At 43.7% G+C, this 16,446-nt stretch carries 12 protein-coding genes; 8 read left to right on the forward strand and 4 right to left on the reverse strand.

The features are described from left to right. Nucleotides 1-441: 441 nt before the first annotated feature. Nucleotides 442-633 (reverse strand): cold-shock protein, encoded by a 192-nt coding sequence (locus JS40_RS03075; RefSeq protein WP_034261998.1) that lies wholly within the window; start codon nucleotides 631-633, stop codon nucleotides 442-444. A 1,040-nt stretch (nucleotides 634-1,673) separates the two neighbouring features. Between JS40_RS03075 and JS40_RS03085 the strand changes: the two genes are divergently transcribed. The 6 genes from JS40_RS03085 (at nucleotide 1,674) to JS40_RS03115 (ending at nucleotide 8,563) form a co-directional block, all read left to right on the forward strand. Continuing rightward, nucleotides 1,674-2,393: a hypothetical protein gene (locus JS40_RS03085; RefSeq protein WP_034258254.1), complete on the forward strand. Its 720-nt coding sequence runs from the start codon at nucleotides 1,674-1,676 to the stop codon at nucleotides 2,391-2,393. 196 nt (nucleotides 2,394-2,589) lie between these two features. Next, nucleotides 2,590-3,759, forward strand: a complete 1,170-nt coding sequence (locus JS40_RS03090) for a hypothetical protein (RefSeq protein ID WP_034258256.1) — start codon at nucleotides 2,590-2,592, stop codon at nucleotides 3,757-3,759. Nucleotides 3,760-4,034: 275 nt separating this feature from the next. Beyond that, nucleotides 4,035-4,706, forward strand: a complete 672-nt coding sequence (locus JS40_RS03095; RefSeq protein ID WP_152558122.1) for a DUF6090 family protein — start codon at nucleotides 4,035-4,037, stop codon at nucleotides 4,704-4,706. 1,104 nt (nucleotides 4,707-5,810) lie between these two features. After that, nucleotides 5,811-6,044, forward strand: coding sequence for a hypothetical protein (locus tag JS40_RS03105; protein WP_034258264.1), 234 nt, complete (start codon nucleotides 5,811-5,813; stop codon nucleotides 6,042-6,044). Between the two features lie 158 nt (nucleotides 6,045-6,202). Beyond that, nucleotides 6,203-6,529, forward strand: coding sequence for a hypothetical protein (locus JS40_RS03110; protein ID WP_034258267.1), 327 nt, complete (start codon nucleotides 6,203-6,205; stop codon nucleotides 6,527-6,529). Between the two features lie 477 nt (nucleotides 6,530-7,006). Then, nucleotides 7,007-8,563: a M20/M25/M40 family metallo-hydrolase gene (locus JS40_RS03115; RefSeq protein WP_034258270.1), complete on the forward strand. Its 1,557-nt coding sequence runs from the start codon at nucleotides 7,007-7,009 to the stop codon at nucleotides 8,561-8,563. A gap of 147 nt (nucleotides 8,564-8,710) precedes the next feature. On the opposite strand, the gene JS40_RS03120 is transcribed toward JS40_RS03115, so the two are convergent. The 3 genes from JS40_RS03120 to JS40_RS03130 all read right to left on the reverse strand — a co-directional run bounded on the left by JS40_RS03120 (nucleotide 8,711) and on the right by JS40_RS03130 (nucleotide 12,971). Further along, the gene (locus JS40_RS03120; protein ID WP_034258273.1) at nucleotides 8,711-10,576 is read right to left on the reverse strand and encodes a M61 family metallopeptidase; all 1,866 of its coding nucleotides are present in this window, start codon (nucleotides 10,574-10,576) and stop codon (nucleotides 8,711-8,713) included. A 99-nt stretch (nucleotides 10,577-10,675) separates the two neighbouring features. Continuing rightward, nucleotides 10,676-11,611: an EamA family transporter gene (locus JS40_RS03125; RefSeq protein WP_034258276.1), complete on the reverse strand. Its 936-nt coding sequence runs from the start codon at nucleotides 11,609-11,611 to the stop codon at nucleotides 10,676-10,678. Nucleotides 11,612-11,693: 82 nt separating this feature from the next. Further along, nucleotides 11,694-12,971: an MFS transporter gene (locus tag JS40_RS03130; RefSeq protein ID WP_034258281.1), complete on the reverse strand. Its 1,278-nt coding sequence runs from the start codon at nucleotides 12,969-12,971 to the stop codon at nucleotides 11,694-11,696. Nucleotides 12,972-13,104: 133 nt separating this feature from the next. Between JS40_RS03130 and JS40_RS15505 the strand changes: the two genes are divergently transcribed. Both JS40_RS15505 and JS40_RS03140 read left to right on the forward strand, forming a co-directional pair. Continuing rightward, nucleotides 13,105-13,242 (forward strand): hypothetical protein, encoded by a 138-nt coding sequence (locus tag JS40_RS15505; RefSeq protein ID WP_034258285.1) that lies wholly within the window; start codon nucleotides 13,105-13,107, stop codon nucleotides 13,240-13,242. 61 nt (nucleotides 13,243-13,303) lie between these two features. Beyond that, nucleotides 13,304-16,444, forward strand: a complete 3,141-nt coding sequence (locus tag JS40_RS03140) for a WD40/YVTN/BNR-like repeat-containing protein (RefSeq protein WP_034258288.1) — start codon at nucleotides 13,304-13,306, stop codon at nucleotides 16,442-16,444. Nucleotides 16,445-16,446 lie beyond the last annotated feature (2 nt).

The raw sequence follows: 16,446 nt of genomic DNA on the forward strand, positions 1-16,446 counted from the left end.
AAGCAACGACGCGGAGTTGGCGAGGTGGTTTTCAGCTTGCTGAAAAATTCCTAGGAAACGGAGGAAGGGTCTTTTTCTTTGCAACTTTCTTTTGGACCAGCAAAAGAAAGTTGATCTAAAAAAAATAATCAATACTAAAGACAACACATCCGCGGTAATGAGAAGAAGAGAAAAAATACTTCTCGATACAATGCGCTTCCAGCGCATCACTCGAAGTGACACCGTAATTATTAATCGTAAGACATCCTTTTCATCAAGCCGGCCTCCGACGAGCATAGCGAGAGGAAGGCATAAACAAAACTTCGAGATTCAGTGAGCAGTGAACAGTGAAGGCGTATCAGTTGTATCCATCCTGCGATGTAATTCAGTTTCAGCATCCTTAAAAATAAAAAAACCATCACGATGGTGATGGTTTTACTTTCTGTCGAAAAATAAGGTGGTTTATACCAGACTTACTCTAACGGCACTCAGGCCTTTTTCGCCTTTTTCTACGTCAAACTGAACGTGATCATCTTCCTGGATGTCATCGATAAGATTGGTAGTGTGTACAAAAACTTCCTGATTGGTGTCTTTTACTGTGATAAAGCCAAATCCTTTGGCTGAGTTAAAAAATTTTACTGTTCCGTGTGTCATTACTGTTGTTTTAATTGTATTAATAATTGTTCTGTTTTTAGTAGGTCGTAATCGTTGTATCAATTGTTTGATCATGATTTTTAAAATATTAAATGAGAAGACATCAATAACAAGCATTCCGTACGGTATTAAATAACGGACATACCTGTGTTATAAACCCTGTCTTAAAGCGGGTAAAGAATGAAGAAAAGCAAATGATTCGTTTGTTCGGAAAGGATACTAAAGGAAGAAAGGCTTACTCATAATTTGAACCAAAGGTAGGTGAATCACACACGCCACCTCACAATACTATGTTAAAATATTGAAAATAAATCCCCCAACCCCGCTGAAGCCGCGTAAAGAGTAGGGATTAGTGAGTAGTGAGTGGTGAATGGTGAGTAGTGAGTGGTGAGTGGTGAGTAGTGAGTGGTGAGTGGTGAAGAGTGAATAGCCAGTAATAGGGTTTAGGACTTAGGAGTTAGCAATAAATTCGAAAGAAGGGATACGTCCATTCGATTCGACGCTTGCTTCCTACGATTCGCCCTTGATAGTGAGCAGTGAACGGTGATTAGTGAAGGGCAATAGGGGTGCGAATAAATAAATTAGGTTGATTTTGCTACTCACCTAAAACCTTCATGTAATAAGAATATTTTGATATGAAGGACAACCCTTTTACGCCAGAATATGCACACAAAACTTCGAGATCCAGGAGGCCACCACCGGTGGCTGACGCGGAGTTTTGGGGGCGGTTCCCGGCATCAGAGGCCGGGAAATTCCTCGTAAAAGGCCTCCTTTTTTTCGTTCTTTTTTTGGAGGAGCAAAAAAAGAAAATAAATAAAAAGAAAATTTCATTTACACCAACATGCCGCGGTAATGGAAAAAAAGAAAAACAACAAACCCAATTTCCACAATACCCCTTCCCCCTATTCAATTATTTTCTATATTTGAGTTCTCCCCTAATACAACACAATACGTAGTACACTGGTAATAAGAAACATAATAGCCAAGCTATTTTTGATTCGATCACTTGTTACGCGATATTCAAAAAAAGGCTAGTACCAATGGAAAGTATAAAGACTTCAAAACCATCTTATTTTTTTCTCATGGCCATTGTAGGCCTTTTGGCAGTACTTATTGGCTTTGCAAAGACCTTCATTATTCCGATAACTGAAGGCAGCTTTTCGGCTCCAGGTATCGTGTATGTTCATGGAGCATTTACATTTAGCTGGATTACCCTTTTCTTTATTCAAACATTCCTTATCAATATTAATAAGTACCGCCTTCATATGACGCTTGGCATTGTAGGCGTATTAATTGCGATTGGAACTACATTCACCATGGTACCGGTTGGTCTCTATGCAGTCCACAAAGAACTAGGACTGGGATTCGGGGATACTGCAATTTCAGGTTTTCTGGGGGTCCTTACGTCAGCACTAATGTTTATCAGTCTTGTTCTTGCCGGTGTCATAAATAGGAAGAATGGAGCAGCGCACAAACGGTTAATGCTATTAGCAACACTAGTAGTGCTCTGGCCTGCCTGGTTTCGGTTCCGGCATTATTTTCCGGATATAACCAGACCCGACATTTGGTTCGCCGTTGTATTAGCCGACAGTTGGATTTTGATCGCTATACTATGGGACAAATGGAAAAATGGCAGCGTACACCCGGTCTTAAAATATGTGGGAGCATTTATAATTTTGGAACATGTACTTGAAGTATTGTTTTTTGACACTCCCACATGGCGCGTTGTAGCGAAATTTATCCATCAACTGGTGTCATGATAGCTATATCCTATCGAACAACAGTGCCAACGTACTGACTAATTAGTTACGTTTTTACAAAACATCCCCACACCCCTATTCAATTATTTTCTATATTTGAGTTCTCCCCTTTATAACAAATTGCACGATAGCCCTTCATGACCTATATAATCGTTAACTTATTATAGGATAGCAGGTGTTAGCCTACATTAGAAAAATGCCAATATCAAAAGAAGAAATAGAATTAATTAAAAAGGGATTCCAAATACTCGAAACGGATTATGGAATTGAACCTCTTGAAGATGAAATAGATGAGGATTTGGAATATGTCTACTTTCCATTTCCCAGGGAAGAGGCTGAAATAGAAGTAGAAACCGATAATTTACTTGTTTATTTAAATGAAATAGAATCATTAAAAATCCACGATTATAACAAGGTAACTACTGATACTATTACACAAAGAGTAATTACGGCAAGTGAGCTTGGACCAATTTTCTATTTAGGATTTTTACAATCAACCACTAAAGATGGAATCAGTTTACAGATAGTAACAGAACCTATTTTAATAGGTATTGCTGCTACAAAAAAGGATGAATACAGCAAATATCATCCACCTTGTTCAAGTCACGTTGCAGTTGAAGTAATGTATCCAAATAAAGAAAGTCGTTTATCAGATGAGGATGAAGAAAAATTAATAAAATCATATTTTTTTGAGTTGTCTCACACTTATAAAATAGGATTCAATTTTTCAACTTTCCACCATCCAGACGAATTCGATGAAGAAGAATTTCAGCAAGAAATTAGTAATCTTCCGGATGCCACAGAAGATTATAATCCTGCAATGGATTTATTCATCCAAGCGAATCAAGCTATTAGTGATGATTTGAAATACCTCACGTACTACAAGATTTTTGAATATTTCGCACCGTTTTATTCTAAAATAGATGCTTTTGAGGCTATGCGTAAAAAATTAGATTCATCTAATGCCACATCATTAAATGCCGACTTCATTGCATCAATCTTTGATTTGACCAAGAACTATGAAAAAAGTATTAGAGATAAAGAACTGGTTAAATCTCTAATAGACAACACATTTGACCTTGTAGACATTTACGATGATTTGCCTTTGTCAATAAGAAATGGAGCTAACGTTGAAAAATTAGAATATAAATCAAAGAAAGACATCAAAGACCGAGTGATTAATCATTTGGGGAACGTTTTATACTCAACACGAAATGGAATTGTTCACGCAAAATCTAACTTTGAATCAACTGGAATTGAATGTCCTGAAGAGGATTTAGAGCAACTGAATGTATTTATGCATAAAGCTTGCTATAGCACAATAAAATGGTACAATCGATTGCCAAAACATCTAAAAATAACGTAGGCTAACAATGGCTATAAGTAATTGCTTGTTCTCGCCTACTTCTGAAAATCTGCGAGGATTTTCGGTTTGCTGTGTACTTGCAAAGCTCAACACTATCCCTATTGCTAACAGATAAAGCAGCTAATCATGCTCAAGACCGGGTAATCTTTATTTTTGAAATCCCGAATTGTTATATTTTTAATACATATTAAGAAAAAAACAAGTATTTGATGATTCAATTTTTTCGAAAAATCAGAAAACGCCTTCTCAACGAAAACAAAATTCGTACGTATTTAATGTATGGACTAGGAGAGATTATATTAGTGGTTATTGGAATCTTGATTGCCTTACAAATTAATAATGAGCATGAGTCTTTTAAAAATAAAAGAATAGAAGAAAGTTACTTATTGAGCATCAAAGAAGATATAAAAAAAGACATTTCTGCGATTAATGCGTACATCCTAGATGAATACGAATTGAAACTTCAAAGATTAGAATTAGGTCGTGATTTTTACAAAGGTGAGTTTGTTGTAAATGATACAATTAGCTTTATCAATGATCTTCAAATTGCCGGAGAGGGTCCGGGATTTATTTGGTCGGGTCATACCAATACATTTAATGAATTAGAAAGCACAGGAAATCTCCGAAAAATAAGAAATGATAGTCTCCGAAAAAAAATTATAGAGTATTACAGCAGATTAAAAATTGCAGGAAATAAACTGGACAAGTATAACACTCAATATGCTGATTTTATAAACTCTATTCAATATCAAAATAATGACATTCCGGCTAAATTGGATTCGTTTGATAAGAACTATTTCATGGAAAAGGTAAATTCTTCGCGTTTTTATCAAGTTTGTAACCTCGAAATAACGATAGCCGGGAGAACTAGAGTTTGGGCAACGATTATAGTGAGGAGGGCCAATGAATTGCTGAATCTAATTGATGATTATTTTACAACACTTTAATTGGTGCAGTATCCTTTCTGAAAGAAATTGAAATCTTACGGCACTGGAAGTTTAACCAAAATAGACCCATAAATGAGCCATGTGTCCGTTTTGTCCGTTTTGTCCGTTTTGTCCGTTTTTGTCCGTTTTTTCCTAAATACCTATCCCCACTCTAACCCCACTTTAACCCCACTCTATCCCCACCTTATCCCCACCTTACCCCTGAGGAGTGAGCAGCTAGGACTTAGGGATTAGGACTTAGGAGTTACGGATTTAGTAATGAGTCAGCACTATAAAAGAGAAAGCCTCTTAGAATCAAAACACGGCCTCAGAAAATATCCCGTAAAATCGCTGTCTGAGGGCTGCGAAAGCAGCCCGAGTTCGGAACGTGTAGCGAACCGACGTAGCATTTAGGGATGGTTTCTGCAGCCTAGACATTTTTGCTTCTTTTTGCGGCAATGGGAAAAAGCAGAAATAAAAAAAGAAAAACAATACTTCTCGATACAATGCACCTCCGGCGCATCACTCGAAGTGACATATGCTAATAGTGAATAGCAAGGACTTAGGGGTTAGGACTTAGTAAATAGTATTGAATAAATTCGATAGGAAAAAAAGTCCTTCCGATTCGACGCTTGCTTCCTACGATACGCCCTTGATAGTGAGCAGTGAACGGTGATTAGTGAAGGGTAATAGGGGTTTGCGAATAAATAAATTAGTTTGATTTTGCTACTCACCTAAAACCTTCATATAATACGAATATTTTGATATGAAGGACAACCCTTTTACGCCAGAATATGCACACAAAACTTCGAGATCCAGGAAGCCACCAACGGTGGCTGACGCGGAGTTTTGGGGGCGGTTCCCGGCATCAAAGGCCGGGAAATTCCTCGTAAAAGGCCTCCTTTTTTTCGTTCTTTTTTTGGAGGAGCAAAAAAAGAAAATAAATAAAAAGAAAATTTCATTTACACCAACATTCCACGGCAATGAGAAAAAGAACAATCCAATACCCCATTTTAATACTTCCTTAGCACTCTGTATTAAACTTATCCTAAAGTCCCCATTCCCTATGGTTCAACCGAAATCCCGACGTACCTTTAATACACAACAAATAAAAAAACAGATACTATGAACAACAAAGGAAAAGGTTTGCTGGCACTGTTAGGAGTCGCAGCCGGTGCATTCGCATTTTGGAAGTACAAGAACATGAGTGATGACGAGAAAGCGCGCTTAAAAGGAAAGGTCAACAATGTGGGCCAGAAGATTAAAGAAGGCGCTCAGGATGTAGAACGTTCCTTGACCGATAAGTACGAAGAACTAAAAGGGAAAGCCAAAGCCGAAGCGCACGACGCCACCTCTTAATCCACGCAATATCAAACAACACGAATCCCGCAACTGCGGGATTTTTTATACGCATCCCTCAAAAAAATAGGGGTTTTCCCTCCGAGTATTTCAGGCATTTACCATACAGCCGTCCCGCTGCTACTGCCGATCTTTGTGGAAACTAAAACCACAACACTATGGCTTCTTCTTCTTTTCAGGTGACTACCTATAACTATTACTCCTGGTCCTCACGAAACACCACCCGCACCAATCTCAACCTGAAAGGCAGCGGCGGAAAGGTATGCTTTGTGAACTTTAAGGAGGATTCCGTCACCGACCTCCCTCCTGCTACCAATTCGGGCAACTATTACTGGTTCTACTACCGCGAGTCACAACTGGAACACCTAATCGACATGCTGCGCAACGAAGGCCCGGTATATGTCCATTTTAACGACAACAGCGGTTTCAATAATTCCCGTATCGCTACGACCGATGAACCCGTGGGCGAAGGGGAAATAAGCTGATATTCAGATAAATATTTCTGAAAAGCAGCACTTATATGGAAGAATTTTCGTACATTTATAGCATACCCCCTCTTCTTATTTCTGAACGCTTCGGCGTTTCTTCATGATCCTGTTCCTTCCGGCGCTTGGAATACAAGGTCTGTTCTTTTCTGAAACGATTACAGTTCACACTGAAGCTCGTTTAGGGAATGAAACGGATAATAGGAACCATTAAACAGAAAGCGTATGAAGAAATTACTACAACAATGGAACGAACAACTTAAAGAATGGGGGGTCTGGGAAAAACTGGCCCTGTATGGCAGGGCGAGCAGCTATGCCATCCATCGTTAAGAAAATACGGTTCTATCAACCTCACACCCTGCTTTTGGCAGGGTTTTTTTATGATCCATTCCTGAAATCATGTACGATTCTAAAATATCAACTAAATAGTAAAAGAAGTATTGTTATATTTAAAATTCCAATTGTAAATCCAACCTTATGAAAAAAAGATTCCTTCTCCTCCTGTGCTTCCTGACATTGCATACCGTCTTCGCCCAGAACAACGATCCGGTGATCGACAACATCGTAAAAGAAGCTACAGAGAATTCTCAATTACAACCTCTGGGTCACGAACTCATGGATCTCATCGGTCCCAGACTGGTGGGTACACCGCAAATGAAGAAGGCCCACGACTGGGCGGTCGCGAAATACGCTTCCTGGGGTATTCCGGCCAGAAACGAAGCCTATGGGGAATGGCGCGGCTGGGAACGGGGCATCACCCATATCGATATGATCCACCCGCGGGTACAAAGCCTGCGTGGGACGCAGCTGGCCTGGAACCCTGGTACTTCAAAACAAGGTGTGACCGCAGAGGTGATTATTCTGCCAACGGTCAAAGATTCCCTCGAGTTTGTTCGTTGGTTGCCTAACGTAAAAGGAAAACTGGTCTTGATCGATATGCTGGAGCCCACCGGTCGCCCCGATTACAACTGGGAAGAGTTCGCTACGGAAGCTTCCTTTGCAAAGATGAAAGAAGAACGTGAGCAACAGACCACGGCATGGAGAGACAATTTAAAACGTATGGGCTACTCCTCCCGAACCTTACCGGCAGCTCTCGAAGCGGCAGGGGCTGCGGGCATAGTGACATCCAACTGGTCCAATGGTTTTGGAGTGAACAAGATCTTTAGTGCGCGCACCAAGAAGATCCCTACGGTGGATCTTGAACTGGAAGATTACGGCATGCTGTACCGTCTGGCGCAATCGGGCCACACACCAAAACTCAATGTGGTGGCGCTCTCCAAAGAACTGGGTGTGGTGCCTACCTTCAATACCATTGCTGAAATAAAAGGCTCCGAAAAGCCCGAAGAATACATCATTCTTTCGGCTCACTTCGATTCCTGGGACGGCGGTACCGGTGCAACCGACAATGGTACGGGAACGCTAATAATGATGGAAGCCATGCGCCTTCTTAAAAAATATTACCCCAATCCGAAGCGTACCATTCTGGCAGGACACTGGGGCAGTGAAGAACAGGGGCTCAACGGTTCCAGGGCCTTTGTGGAAGACCATCCTGAGATCGTCGCGAATGTACAGGCGGTCTTTAATCAGGACAACGGAACAGGCCGCGTGGTACGCCTGTCCGGCGGTGGCTTCCTGCACGCCTACGACTATCTTTCCAGCTGGCTGGAACCTGTCCCGGACCGCATCACCGATGGCATCGAAACGACCTTCCCGGGAACGCCGGCACGAGGAGGATCAGATTATGCTTCGTTTCAGGCAGCGGGTGCGCCTGCGTTCAGTCTGAGTTCACTTAACTGGTCGTACTGGAATTACACCTGGCATACCAACCGAGATACTTACGATAAGATCATCTTTGATGATGTACGGGACAATGTGATCCTTACGGCGATTCTGGCGTATATGGCCAGCGAGGATCCCGACACAACCTCCCGGGAAAAGAGCATACTGCCCGTAAGCTCCAGAACCGGAGAACAACTGGAATGGCCGGAACCCAAGTCCCCTAACCGCCGCGGTGGCCTGGACGAGGGCAATTAAGCCTAAAGTGTTGTCAGTCTGAGCCTCGCCTGTGCTTCGAGCAGGGAAGCATCGAATACTACAAACATACCCATAAAAAAACCTCAAAGATGCGTTTTACATCTTTGAGGTTTTTATTTAACATCTATTATCTAGCTTCTCAGAAACCTATCCCTTCAACCACGCTTTGCGTAAAGCGATCTGTTGTGCTGTGGCAGCAGGATTTTCTTCCAGTTTCTGTCCGGTGACATACGGTTGTGTGGTCACGGTTTCGATCACCACAGGCGATCCGTCTCGTTCCAGAATAACAGAGATCTCTTTTCCTACTTCCCATCCGTACACCTCCTGGAAGATGGTGTTGGCGTTCTGCAGGGTAACCTCGGTCCCATTCACACTTTTAATCACATCTCCGGCCTGTACTCCTTGCTCAGCCCAGAAACTGTTCTGTGTCGCCAGATTGGTAAAGAAGATCCCTTTATCGGGGCTTCCGCTTACCATGGGTACATTCCCGTTCATGATAAAATTCCCTTCTACACGTCCTTCGACCATCTGTAATCCTACTTTTTCGAAGAAGGTGTTATAGTCGATCGGTGTGGTTCCTTCCACATGCGTTTTAAGAAATGCACCTACACTGGGATATGTCATCTCGGTGATCTCTGCAATAATAGTATCATCTTCAAAAGGTTTGTTCTTTCCGTATTTCTGTGAAAGTTCCTTCATAAGTGAAAGCATGCTTCGGGTGCCATTGCTTTCTTCCCGCATCAGGATATCGATGCACATACCTATCAATGCACCCTTCTGATACACATTGTAGTAATTCGAAGCGTATGGCTCATCAATCACATTTTCGCTCATTTCCGTAAAGCTCATGCTGTCATCGAGCCCCAAAGAGGTTTGGATCTTCTCCATAACGATGCCGTAGAAATCGTTGGCTTCAATAAGACCTTCATAGATCTGAAAATGCTGTGCAAAATATTCGGTGACACCTTCATACATCCACAAGTGCTTTGAGAAGGTAGGATCGTTGTAATCGAAGTAATGCACATCTTCAGAATGTACTGAAAGCGGTGTTACAATATGGAAGAACTCATGCGCTACCACATCTACCATTCCGTTTTCCAGGATGTCCACAGGCATGCCTTCAGGCATTACGACTACCGTGGAGGTGTGATGTTCCAGAGCACCAAATCCCGAAGGGGCATCATCACTTCCATCCGAAAGATAAAGATAGATATCATAACGCGGTGTGCTGTCGATATCCCCTAAATAGGCTTTTTGCGCTTCCATCATTTTATACATCACAGGCTTGAGGCTGGTGGCCGAATGTACTTTATTGGGCGAGTAGACACTTAGTACGATCTCAATGCCGCCTACCATGAATTTCTCTACGGAAAGATTCCCGTACATCATAGGGTTGTCGGTAATATCGAAGTACCGCGGTGCGAAATAACTGGTGGTCATCGTCCCGTCTGCATTGGTGGTCTCTCCTGTATTCTGAAGCGCCGATGTCCGCTCAAAATCGGACGGAGCGGTCACATCCAGTTGATACTGATTGTTCTTCAAGGCATCGAAATACCCGATAAAACCATGTAGATTCAATACGTAATTGTCGGGCTCAATGTTGGTCCCTGAAGGTGAAAAAGGAGATTTCCCTTCTCCTTCAACATCAAACGTATCGTTCACGTAATAAGTGATCTTGTCTAGCTGTGTGGCATTGGTGATCGTCCAGGTGTTGGTATCGACCTTTGTGCTTGGCAACACATTTCCACTATAATCGTAGGCAGTGAAATCGTCCACAAAATAACCGAAGTCGCTAATCGCATACGTCCCCTGCACGACTTTAGGTAGTCTGTAGGTTACTGTTTCTTGTGTAAAGCGTCCCGGATCGATGGTCACAGGCACCTTGTCATCCACCACTTTGGTAAGGTCAAGGGCTGTTTTTATTGGAGTTTGTACTGCAAGATCGTTTCCTGTTTTAGAAGGGCCGCAGGCGAGAAGGCTCAGCGCAAGGCCACATACCAGTAAATGTTTCATAAAGAGTTTTATTTGTAGTAGACGCAACTATTTATAATTTGTTACAGCCTGTTTTTCACTTTTTCTGAAGAGGTTCTGAAAGCCGCAACGCCACACCGGTCAAGGTTTGTGCTTGGATCGCGTAGCGAAGCGCTCGTAGCCCGCCAGTTTCTTCGAAGTATTGATAAAATAGACCCCGGTAAGCAGGATCACCGCCGCCACGACCGATTGCAGTGTTATCTGTTCGTCTAAAAAATACCACCCCAATAAGAGTGCTATAATGGGATTGACATAGGTGGAGGTCGCTACTTTTTCGGGAGAAACGACTTTCAGTAAATAATTGAAGGATGTAAAGGCAACAATACTTCCGAAGACGATCAACAAGACCATAGACCATTGCACCGATGCACTCCATGCCGCAGGCAGACTCCACGTCTCCCCCATCAATAAGCTTGCGAGAAGAAGCATCAATCCGCCAGTCAACATCTGGTATCCTGTATTCACAAAATAATTGGAGGGAAGGTCGGCCTTGCCGACAAATAGACTGCCATACGCCCAGCTTACCATACACAGAAAGATCATCACCATGCCCGTGACACTGTTTTCCTGATGCAGCACTTGCTTCTGACTAACCAACAAATAGACACCAATAACGCCTAAAATAATGCCAATAACAGACATCGCTTTGATCTTCTTCCCTTGTAAGACCCGCATCAGGATAAGGATAACAAGGGGTTGAGCCGATATTTCAAGAGCGGCAAAGCCACTGTCTACATACCGTAATGCCCATACCACGAGACCGTTACCGAAAGTAAGGAACAGAAAGCCCGCTACGGCGGTATTGATAAGTTGACGCTTTGAAATGGCAATGGAAATTCCCATGACCTTACAGATCCCGAAGATCAGCAGCCCCGCCGATATAAATCGAATGGAGGCCAACATGAACGGTGCAAGCTCTGCTACGGCTATTTTGTTGAGCAAATATGTAGAGCCCCAGATCACATAGATGGAAAAGAAAGCAAGGATGACCAGCGTAAGATTGGCAGATTTGGGCATAATGTTCGTTTGGAATGCGAATACAATAGTACGTATTCCTTTTTACTGTCTTTTCGTTATTAGATCTATTTTTTCTGAATAGTTATGTGTTTGGCTCATCCCGTTCATACGCCTCAATATCTTTCCGTAGATCCAACTTCCTAAAGGCAGGTGAGATCGCACCCGTGAAGAGCACAGTGATCAGGGTCATACTTCCTCCAAACACTACGGCCGTCACCGTTCCCATCCACTTGGCCGTTAGTCCGCTTTCAAAAGCTCCCAGTTCATTAGAAGACCCCACGAACATCGAATTTACCGAAGCCACCCTGCCGCGCATATGGTCGGGGGTTCGCAGTTGTAAGATGGTTTGCCGTATGATCATTGAAATACCATCGGTGACGCCACTAAGGAAGAGCGCTATGACCGATATCCAGAACCAGGTGGACAATCCGAAGACGATGATACATACCCCAAATCCGAAGATGGCCCCCAACAACTTCAAACCGGCGTTCTTGTTCAATGGAAAATAGGCCGAGGTGAACATGATGAGCAACGCACCCACGGCAGGCGCCGCACGCAGCACTCCGAAACCTTCGGGACCTACCTTCAAGATATCTTGCGCAAAGATGGGTAATAATGCCACGGCACCTCCAAAGAGCACTGCGATCATATCGAGGGTGATAGCACCCAGGATGATCTTGGTGGAAAGCACGAATTTCACACCTTCCTTTAAGCTTTTCAGTACCGGTTCTCCCAGCTTCGGATTTAATATAGGTTTCTTCGGAATGGATATAAGCGCGATCACAGCCACCAATGAGCAGAAAAATACAAAGCACATAGACCAGTGCACCCCGATCCAATGGATGGAAAGTCCGGCGATCGCGGGACCTACAACGGTCCCCATCTGCCATACAGAACTGCTCCAGGTCGCGGCATTGGGATATATTTTCTTCGGAACCAACAAGGAGAACAGCGAGAAGATCGTGGGACCTATAAACGCACGTACCACACCCCCAAGAAATACCAGAGCATAGATAACATAAAGCACTCTTTGGGTACTAAGATCACCTACTACTTCAGGCCACGTGATCAAGAACAGACCCAGACTGATAACCGAGAAGCCTAAAATACACCATAGCAGCAATCCACGTTTCTCCTTTTGATCCACAACATGGCCGGCAAAAAGGGCCAGTCCCACGGCGGGTATTACCTCCATCAACCCAATGATCCCCAAGGAAAGAGGATCTTTGGTTAAACTATACACCTCCCACTCAATGACAACAAACTGCATAGACCATGCGAACACCATGGCAAAACGTACCAAAAGAAAGATATTGAACTCCCTAAAACGAAGGGCTGCATAAGGATCGTTAGTCTTCATAAGCGTGCTACGAAGCTAAAACAAATGCAGGAAATAAAACATGCCATTCCGTAAAAATTAATTTGTTATAAAACTGTTAGCGTTGCTTCACGCACCGTCAAAATGCTGTACTTTTAAACAAAGAACTTGAGTTATGAAAAAATTATTGCGTATTCTGGCAGCTGCCTGGGGAGCCAAAAAGATAGGAGGCGGAAGATGTGGCTGCATTGGGACCATAGTGGTATTCATTATTTTGTATTGGCTATTGGGATATGTCTTTGAACTGTTTTAAGTGTGTTTGAAGGTTGATCTTTTTCATCTATCTTTGAGAAAGACCTTGAACACTCAACTATATGAAACAACTAACCACTTCACTTTTACTTATACTCTTTACAGCAGTTGGCATAGCACAAGAAGCCAACCATTTTTTTGAACCTTTAACATACAGGAACATTGGTCCCTTTCGGGGAGGCCGCTCTGTGACCGCCAGCGGTGTTGTGGGCGATCCTCTCACCTACTATATGGGAACAACCGGGGGCGGACTGTGGAAAACCGAGGATGCCGGGCAGCGGTGGACAAATATTTCCGATGGGTTTTTTAAGACCGGTTCAGTAGGTGCGGTTGCCGTTTCCGAATCAAATCCGAATATAGTCTATTGTGGTATGGGAGAACATGCCGTTCGTGGCGTGATGACCTCCTACGGCGATGGTGTATACAAATCGACCGATGCGGGAAAGACATGGAAAAAACTCGGTTTGGAAAAGACCCAGCAGATCGCTCGTATCGTGATCCATCCTACAAATCCCGATATCGTATATGTTGCTGCACAGGGTGCACTTCACGGTCCAACCAAAGAGCGTGGGGTCTATCGTTCCACCGATGGGGGAACGACCTGGGAACAAGTATTGTTCGTCAACGAGATGACGGGCAGCACCGAATTGTCCATGGACATGAACGATCCCAATGTGCTCTATACCGCCATGTGGCATCACCAGCGCATGCCGTGGATGGTGCTCAGCGGTGGTGAAGGCAGCGGCCTTTATAAATCGGAAGACGGAGGTACCAGTTGGTATAAGATCCATGAGGGACTCCCTGAAGAAAAAGGGAAGATGGCGATCGCTGTATGCAGGTCCAATTCTGAAAAGGTCTATGCGCTTATAGAAAGCGACACTGAAAAAGATTTAAGCGGCCTATTTGTTTCGAACAATGCCGGAAAAAGCTGGTCGAAGGTAAGCGGCGACAATCGGTTGACCCAACGTGCCTGGTACTACACCGAAGTATTTGCAGATCCCAATAATGAAAATGTAGTCTATGTGCTTAGTGCTCCTGCCCTTCGCTCTATTGACGGCGGGACCACCTGGGAAGAGATCACAGGAACCCATGGTGACTATCATGATCTTTGGATCAACCCAAAGAATTCTAAGAATATGGTGATCGCAAACGACGGAGGCGCAGCCGTTTCTTTTAATTACGGAAAAAGCTGGTCGACTCAAGACAATATGCCAACGGCTCAGATCTATCGCATCAGTGCGGACAACCTGTACCCGTATAACCTTTATGGAGGTCAGCAGGACAACACATCGGTTAGGATCCCTAGCCTTAGCTTAGGGCGTGGTAGCATTACTGCGCAAGATTGGACCTATGCTGCGGGAGGTGAAAGTGCTTTCCTGGCTTTTGACCCCGACCAACCGAAATATGTACTTGGAGGAAGTTATTTAGGCACGATTGAAGTACTGGATATGGAATCCAAGGCAAGTACGAATATCATGGCAGCCCCCATCCAATATCTGGGAAGGGAAGCAAGGAACATGAAATACCTCTACAACTGGAATGCTCCCATTATCCGGTCTCAGCATGAACCGGGAACTTTCTATCACGCCGCACAACTGGTATTGAAGACAACAGACATGGGCAAGAACTGGGAAGAGTTCTCTCCTGACCTTACCAGAGATCAGGATGAGAAGCAAGGAAACGGAGGCGGACCGTATACCAATGAAGCCGTAGGTGCAGAGAATTACGGCACCATTAGTTATTTAATTGAATCGCCACATGAAAAAGGTGTTTTCTGGACCGGAAGTGATGATGGTCTCGTCCATATCACCAGAAACAACGGCAAGACCTGGGAGAATGTCACTCCCAAAGGGTTACAGGAAACCCTCATTAACGCTATCGATATTTCGCATGCCTCGCCGGGAACGGCGTACATTGCAACGACACGGTATAAATTCAACGATTATACCCCGGCGCTCTATAAAACCAGCGACTACGGAAAAACGTGGCAGAATATTAGCAAGGGTATTCCCTACGGAGCATTTACGAGAGTGGTCCGAGAGGATCCTTCAGATAAAGACATTCTTTATGCCGGTACCGAAACAGGGGTATATATCTCCTGGAACGGAGGCGTACAGTGGGAACCTTTTCAACTCAATTTGCCTATAACTCCCATTACCGATCTTAAGGTGCATAAGGGTGACCTGTTGGTAGCAACCTCCGGTCGTTCCTTTTGGATCCTGGACGACCTCGCCGTGATCGCACAATACAAGAAAAAGAAAGAAGGGCTACATATCTTCACGCCGGAGCCTGCCGTCAATGGCTCATGGTACAGTCCGCTGAGCGGAAATGCCGCCGCTTTCGATGGCACCGATCCCTTTGAAGGCGTAAATCCTGCCAACGGAGTTGTGCTGTACTACACCCTTCCGAAGATACATGACTCGATCCCAATTCGTATGGAAATAAAGAATGCGAAAGGCGAAGTGATACGCACAGTATCTTCAGAAAAAGACAAAAAGTATGTCCCTAACGATGGCGGAGGCCCGCCTCCTGCTCCCGTCCTTTCAAAAAATGAAGGATTAAATCGTTTTGTATGGGACATGCGGCATCCTATTATGCCGGGTATACCCAATACCTATATCGAGGCCGGATTCCGGGGACATGTGGTGCCGCCGGGAACCTACCAGATCACATTAATGCATCAAGGAGCGAAAGCATCCACGGAAGCCGTTATCTTACCCAATCCTGCGTTTAGCTTGCCGTCCGGGCAGTATGAAGAGTACGACCGCTTTATGACAGAGATGGAAGCGAACCTTACCGAAATGCATCACATGGTGAACACCTTAAAAGATGCTCAAGATCAGGTCTCGGGTATTGTTTCACTTCTTAAAGAAACAAATGAACATAGGTCCTTGATTGCTTCCGGAACCGCCTTACTGCAGCAATTGAAGGCGTGGGATGAGGAAATGATACAACGAAAATCACAAGCCTACGATGATGTGGAGAATTTCCCTAATAAATTCACAGCCGAATACCTCTTTTTGATCAACCACACCGAGAGCAGTTTGCCCAGTGTGAATACACCTTCAAAAGAAAGGAAAGCCGAGCTGGACGCTCAATGGAAAAACTTAAAGGCTCGTGGAAATACATTGTTGAGAACTTCCATCCCTGCCTATAATCAAGAACTATGGAGTGCAGGCATTGGGGCCATTCAACTAAAATAAAA

The sequence above is a fragment of the Altibacter lentus genome (assembly GCF_000746845.1).
Lineage (GTDB): Bacteria > Bacteroidota > Bacteroidia > Flavobacteriales > Flavobacteriaceae > Altibacter > Altibacter lentus.

Bases quoted from the DNA above. Each gene is read 5' to 3' on its own strand.
- JS40_RS03140 (WP_034258288.1), top strand. From the start codon at position 13,304: ATGAAACAACTAACCACTTCACTTTTACTTATACTCTTTACAGCAGTT.
- JS40_RS03090 (WP_034258256.1), top strand. From the start codon at position 2,590: ATGCCAATATCAAAAGAAGAAATAGAATTAATTAAAAAGGGATTCCAA.
- JS40_RS03110 (WP_034258267.1), top strand. From the start codon at position 6,203: ATGGCTTCTTCTTCTTTTCAGGTGACTACCTATAACTATTACTCCTGG.
- JS40_RS03075 (WP_034261998.1), bottom strand. From the start codon at position 633: ATGACACACGGAACAGTAAAATTTTTTAACTCAGCCAAAGGATTTGGC.
- JS40_RS03105 (WP_034258264.1), top strand. From the start codon at position 5,811: ATGAACAACAAAGGAAAAGGTTTGCTGGCACTGTTAGGAGTCGCAGCC.
- JS40_RS15505 (WP_034258285.1), top strand. From the start codon at position 13,105: ATGAAAAAATTATTGCGTATTCTGGCAGCTGCCTGGGGAGCCAAAAAG.
- JS40_RS03095 (WP_152558122.1), top strand. From the start codon at position 4,035: ATGTATGGACTAGGAGAGATTATATTAGTGGTTATTGGAATCTTGATT.
- JS40_RS03115 (WP_034258270.1), top strand. From the start codon at position 7,007: ATGAAAAAAAGATTCCTTCTCCTCCTGTGCTTCCTGACATTGCATACC.
- JS40_RS03085 (WP_034258254.1), top strand. From the start codon at position 1,674: ATGGAAAGTATAAAGACTTCAAAACCATCTTATTTTTTTCTCATGGCC.
- JS40_RS03130 (WP_034258281.1), bottom strand. From the start codon at position 12,971: ATGAAGACTAACGATCCTTATGCAGCCCTTCGTTTTAGGGAGTTCAAT.
- JS40_RS03120 (WP_034258273.1), bottom strand. From the start codon at position 10,576: ATGAAACATTTACTGGTATGTGGCCTTGCGCTGAGCCTTCTCGCCTGC.
- JS40_RS03125 (WP_034258276.1), bottom strand. From the start codon at position 11,611: ATGCCCAAATCTGCCAATCTTACGCTGGTCATCCTTGCTTTCTTTTCC.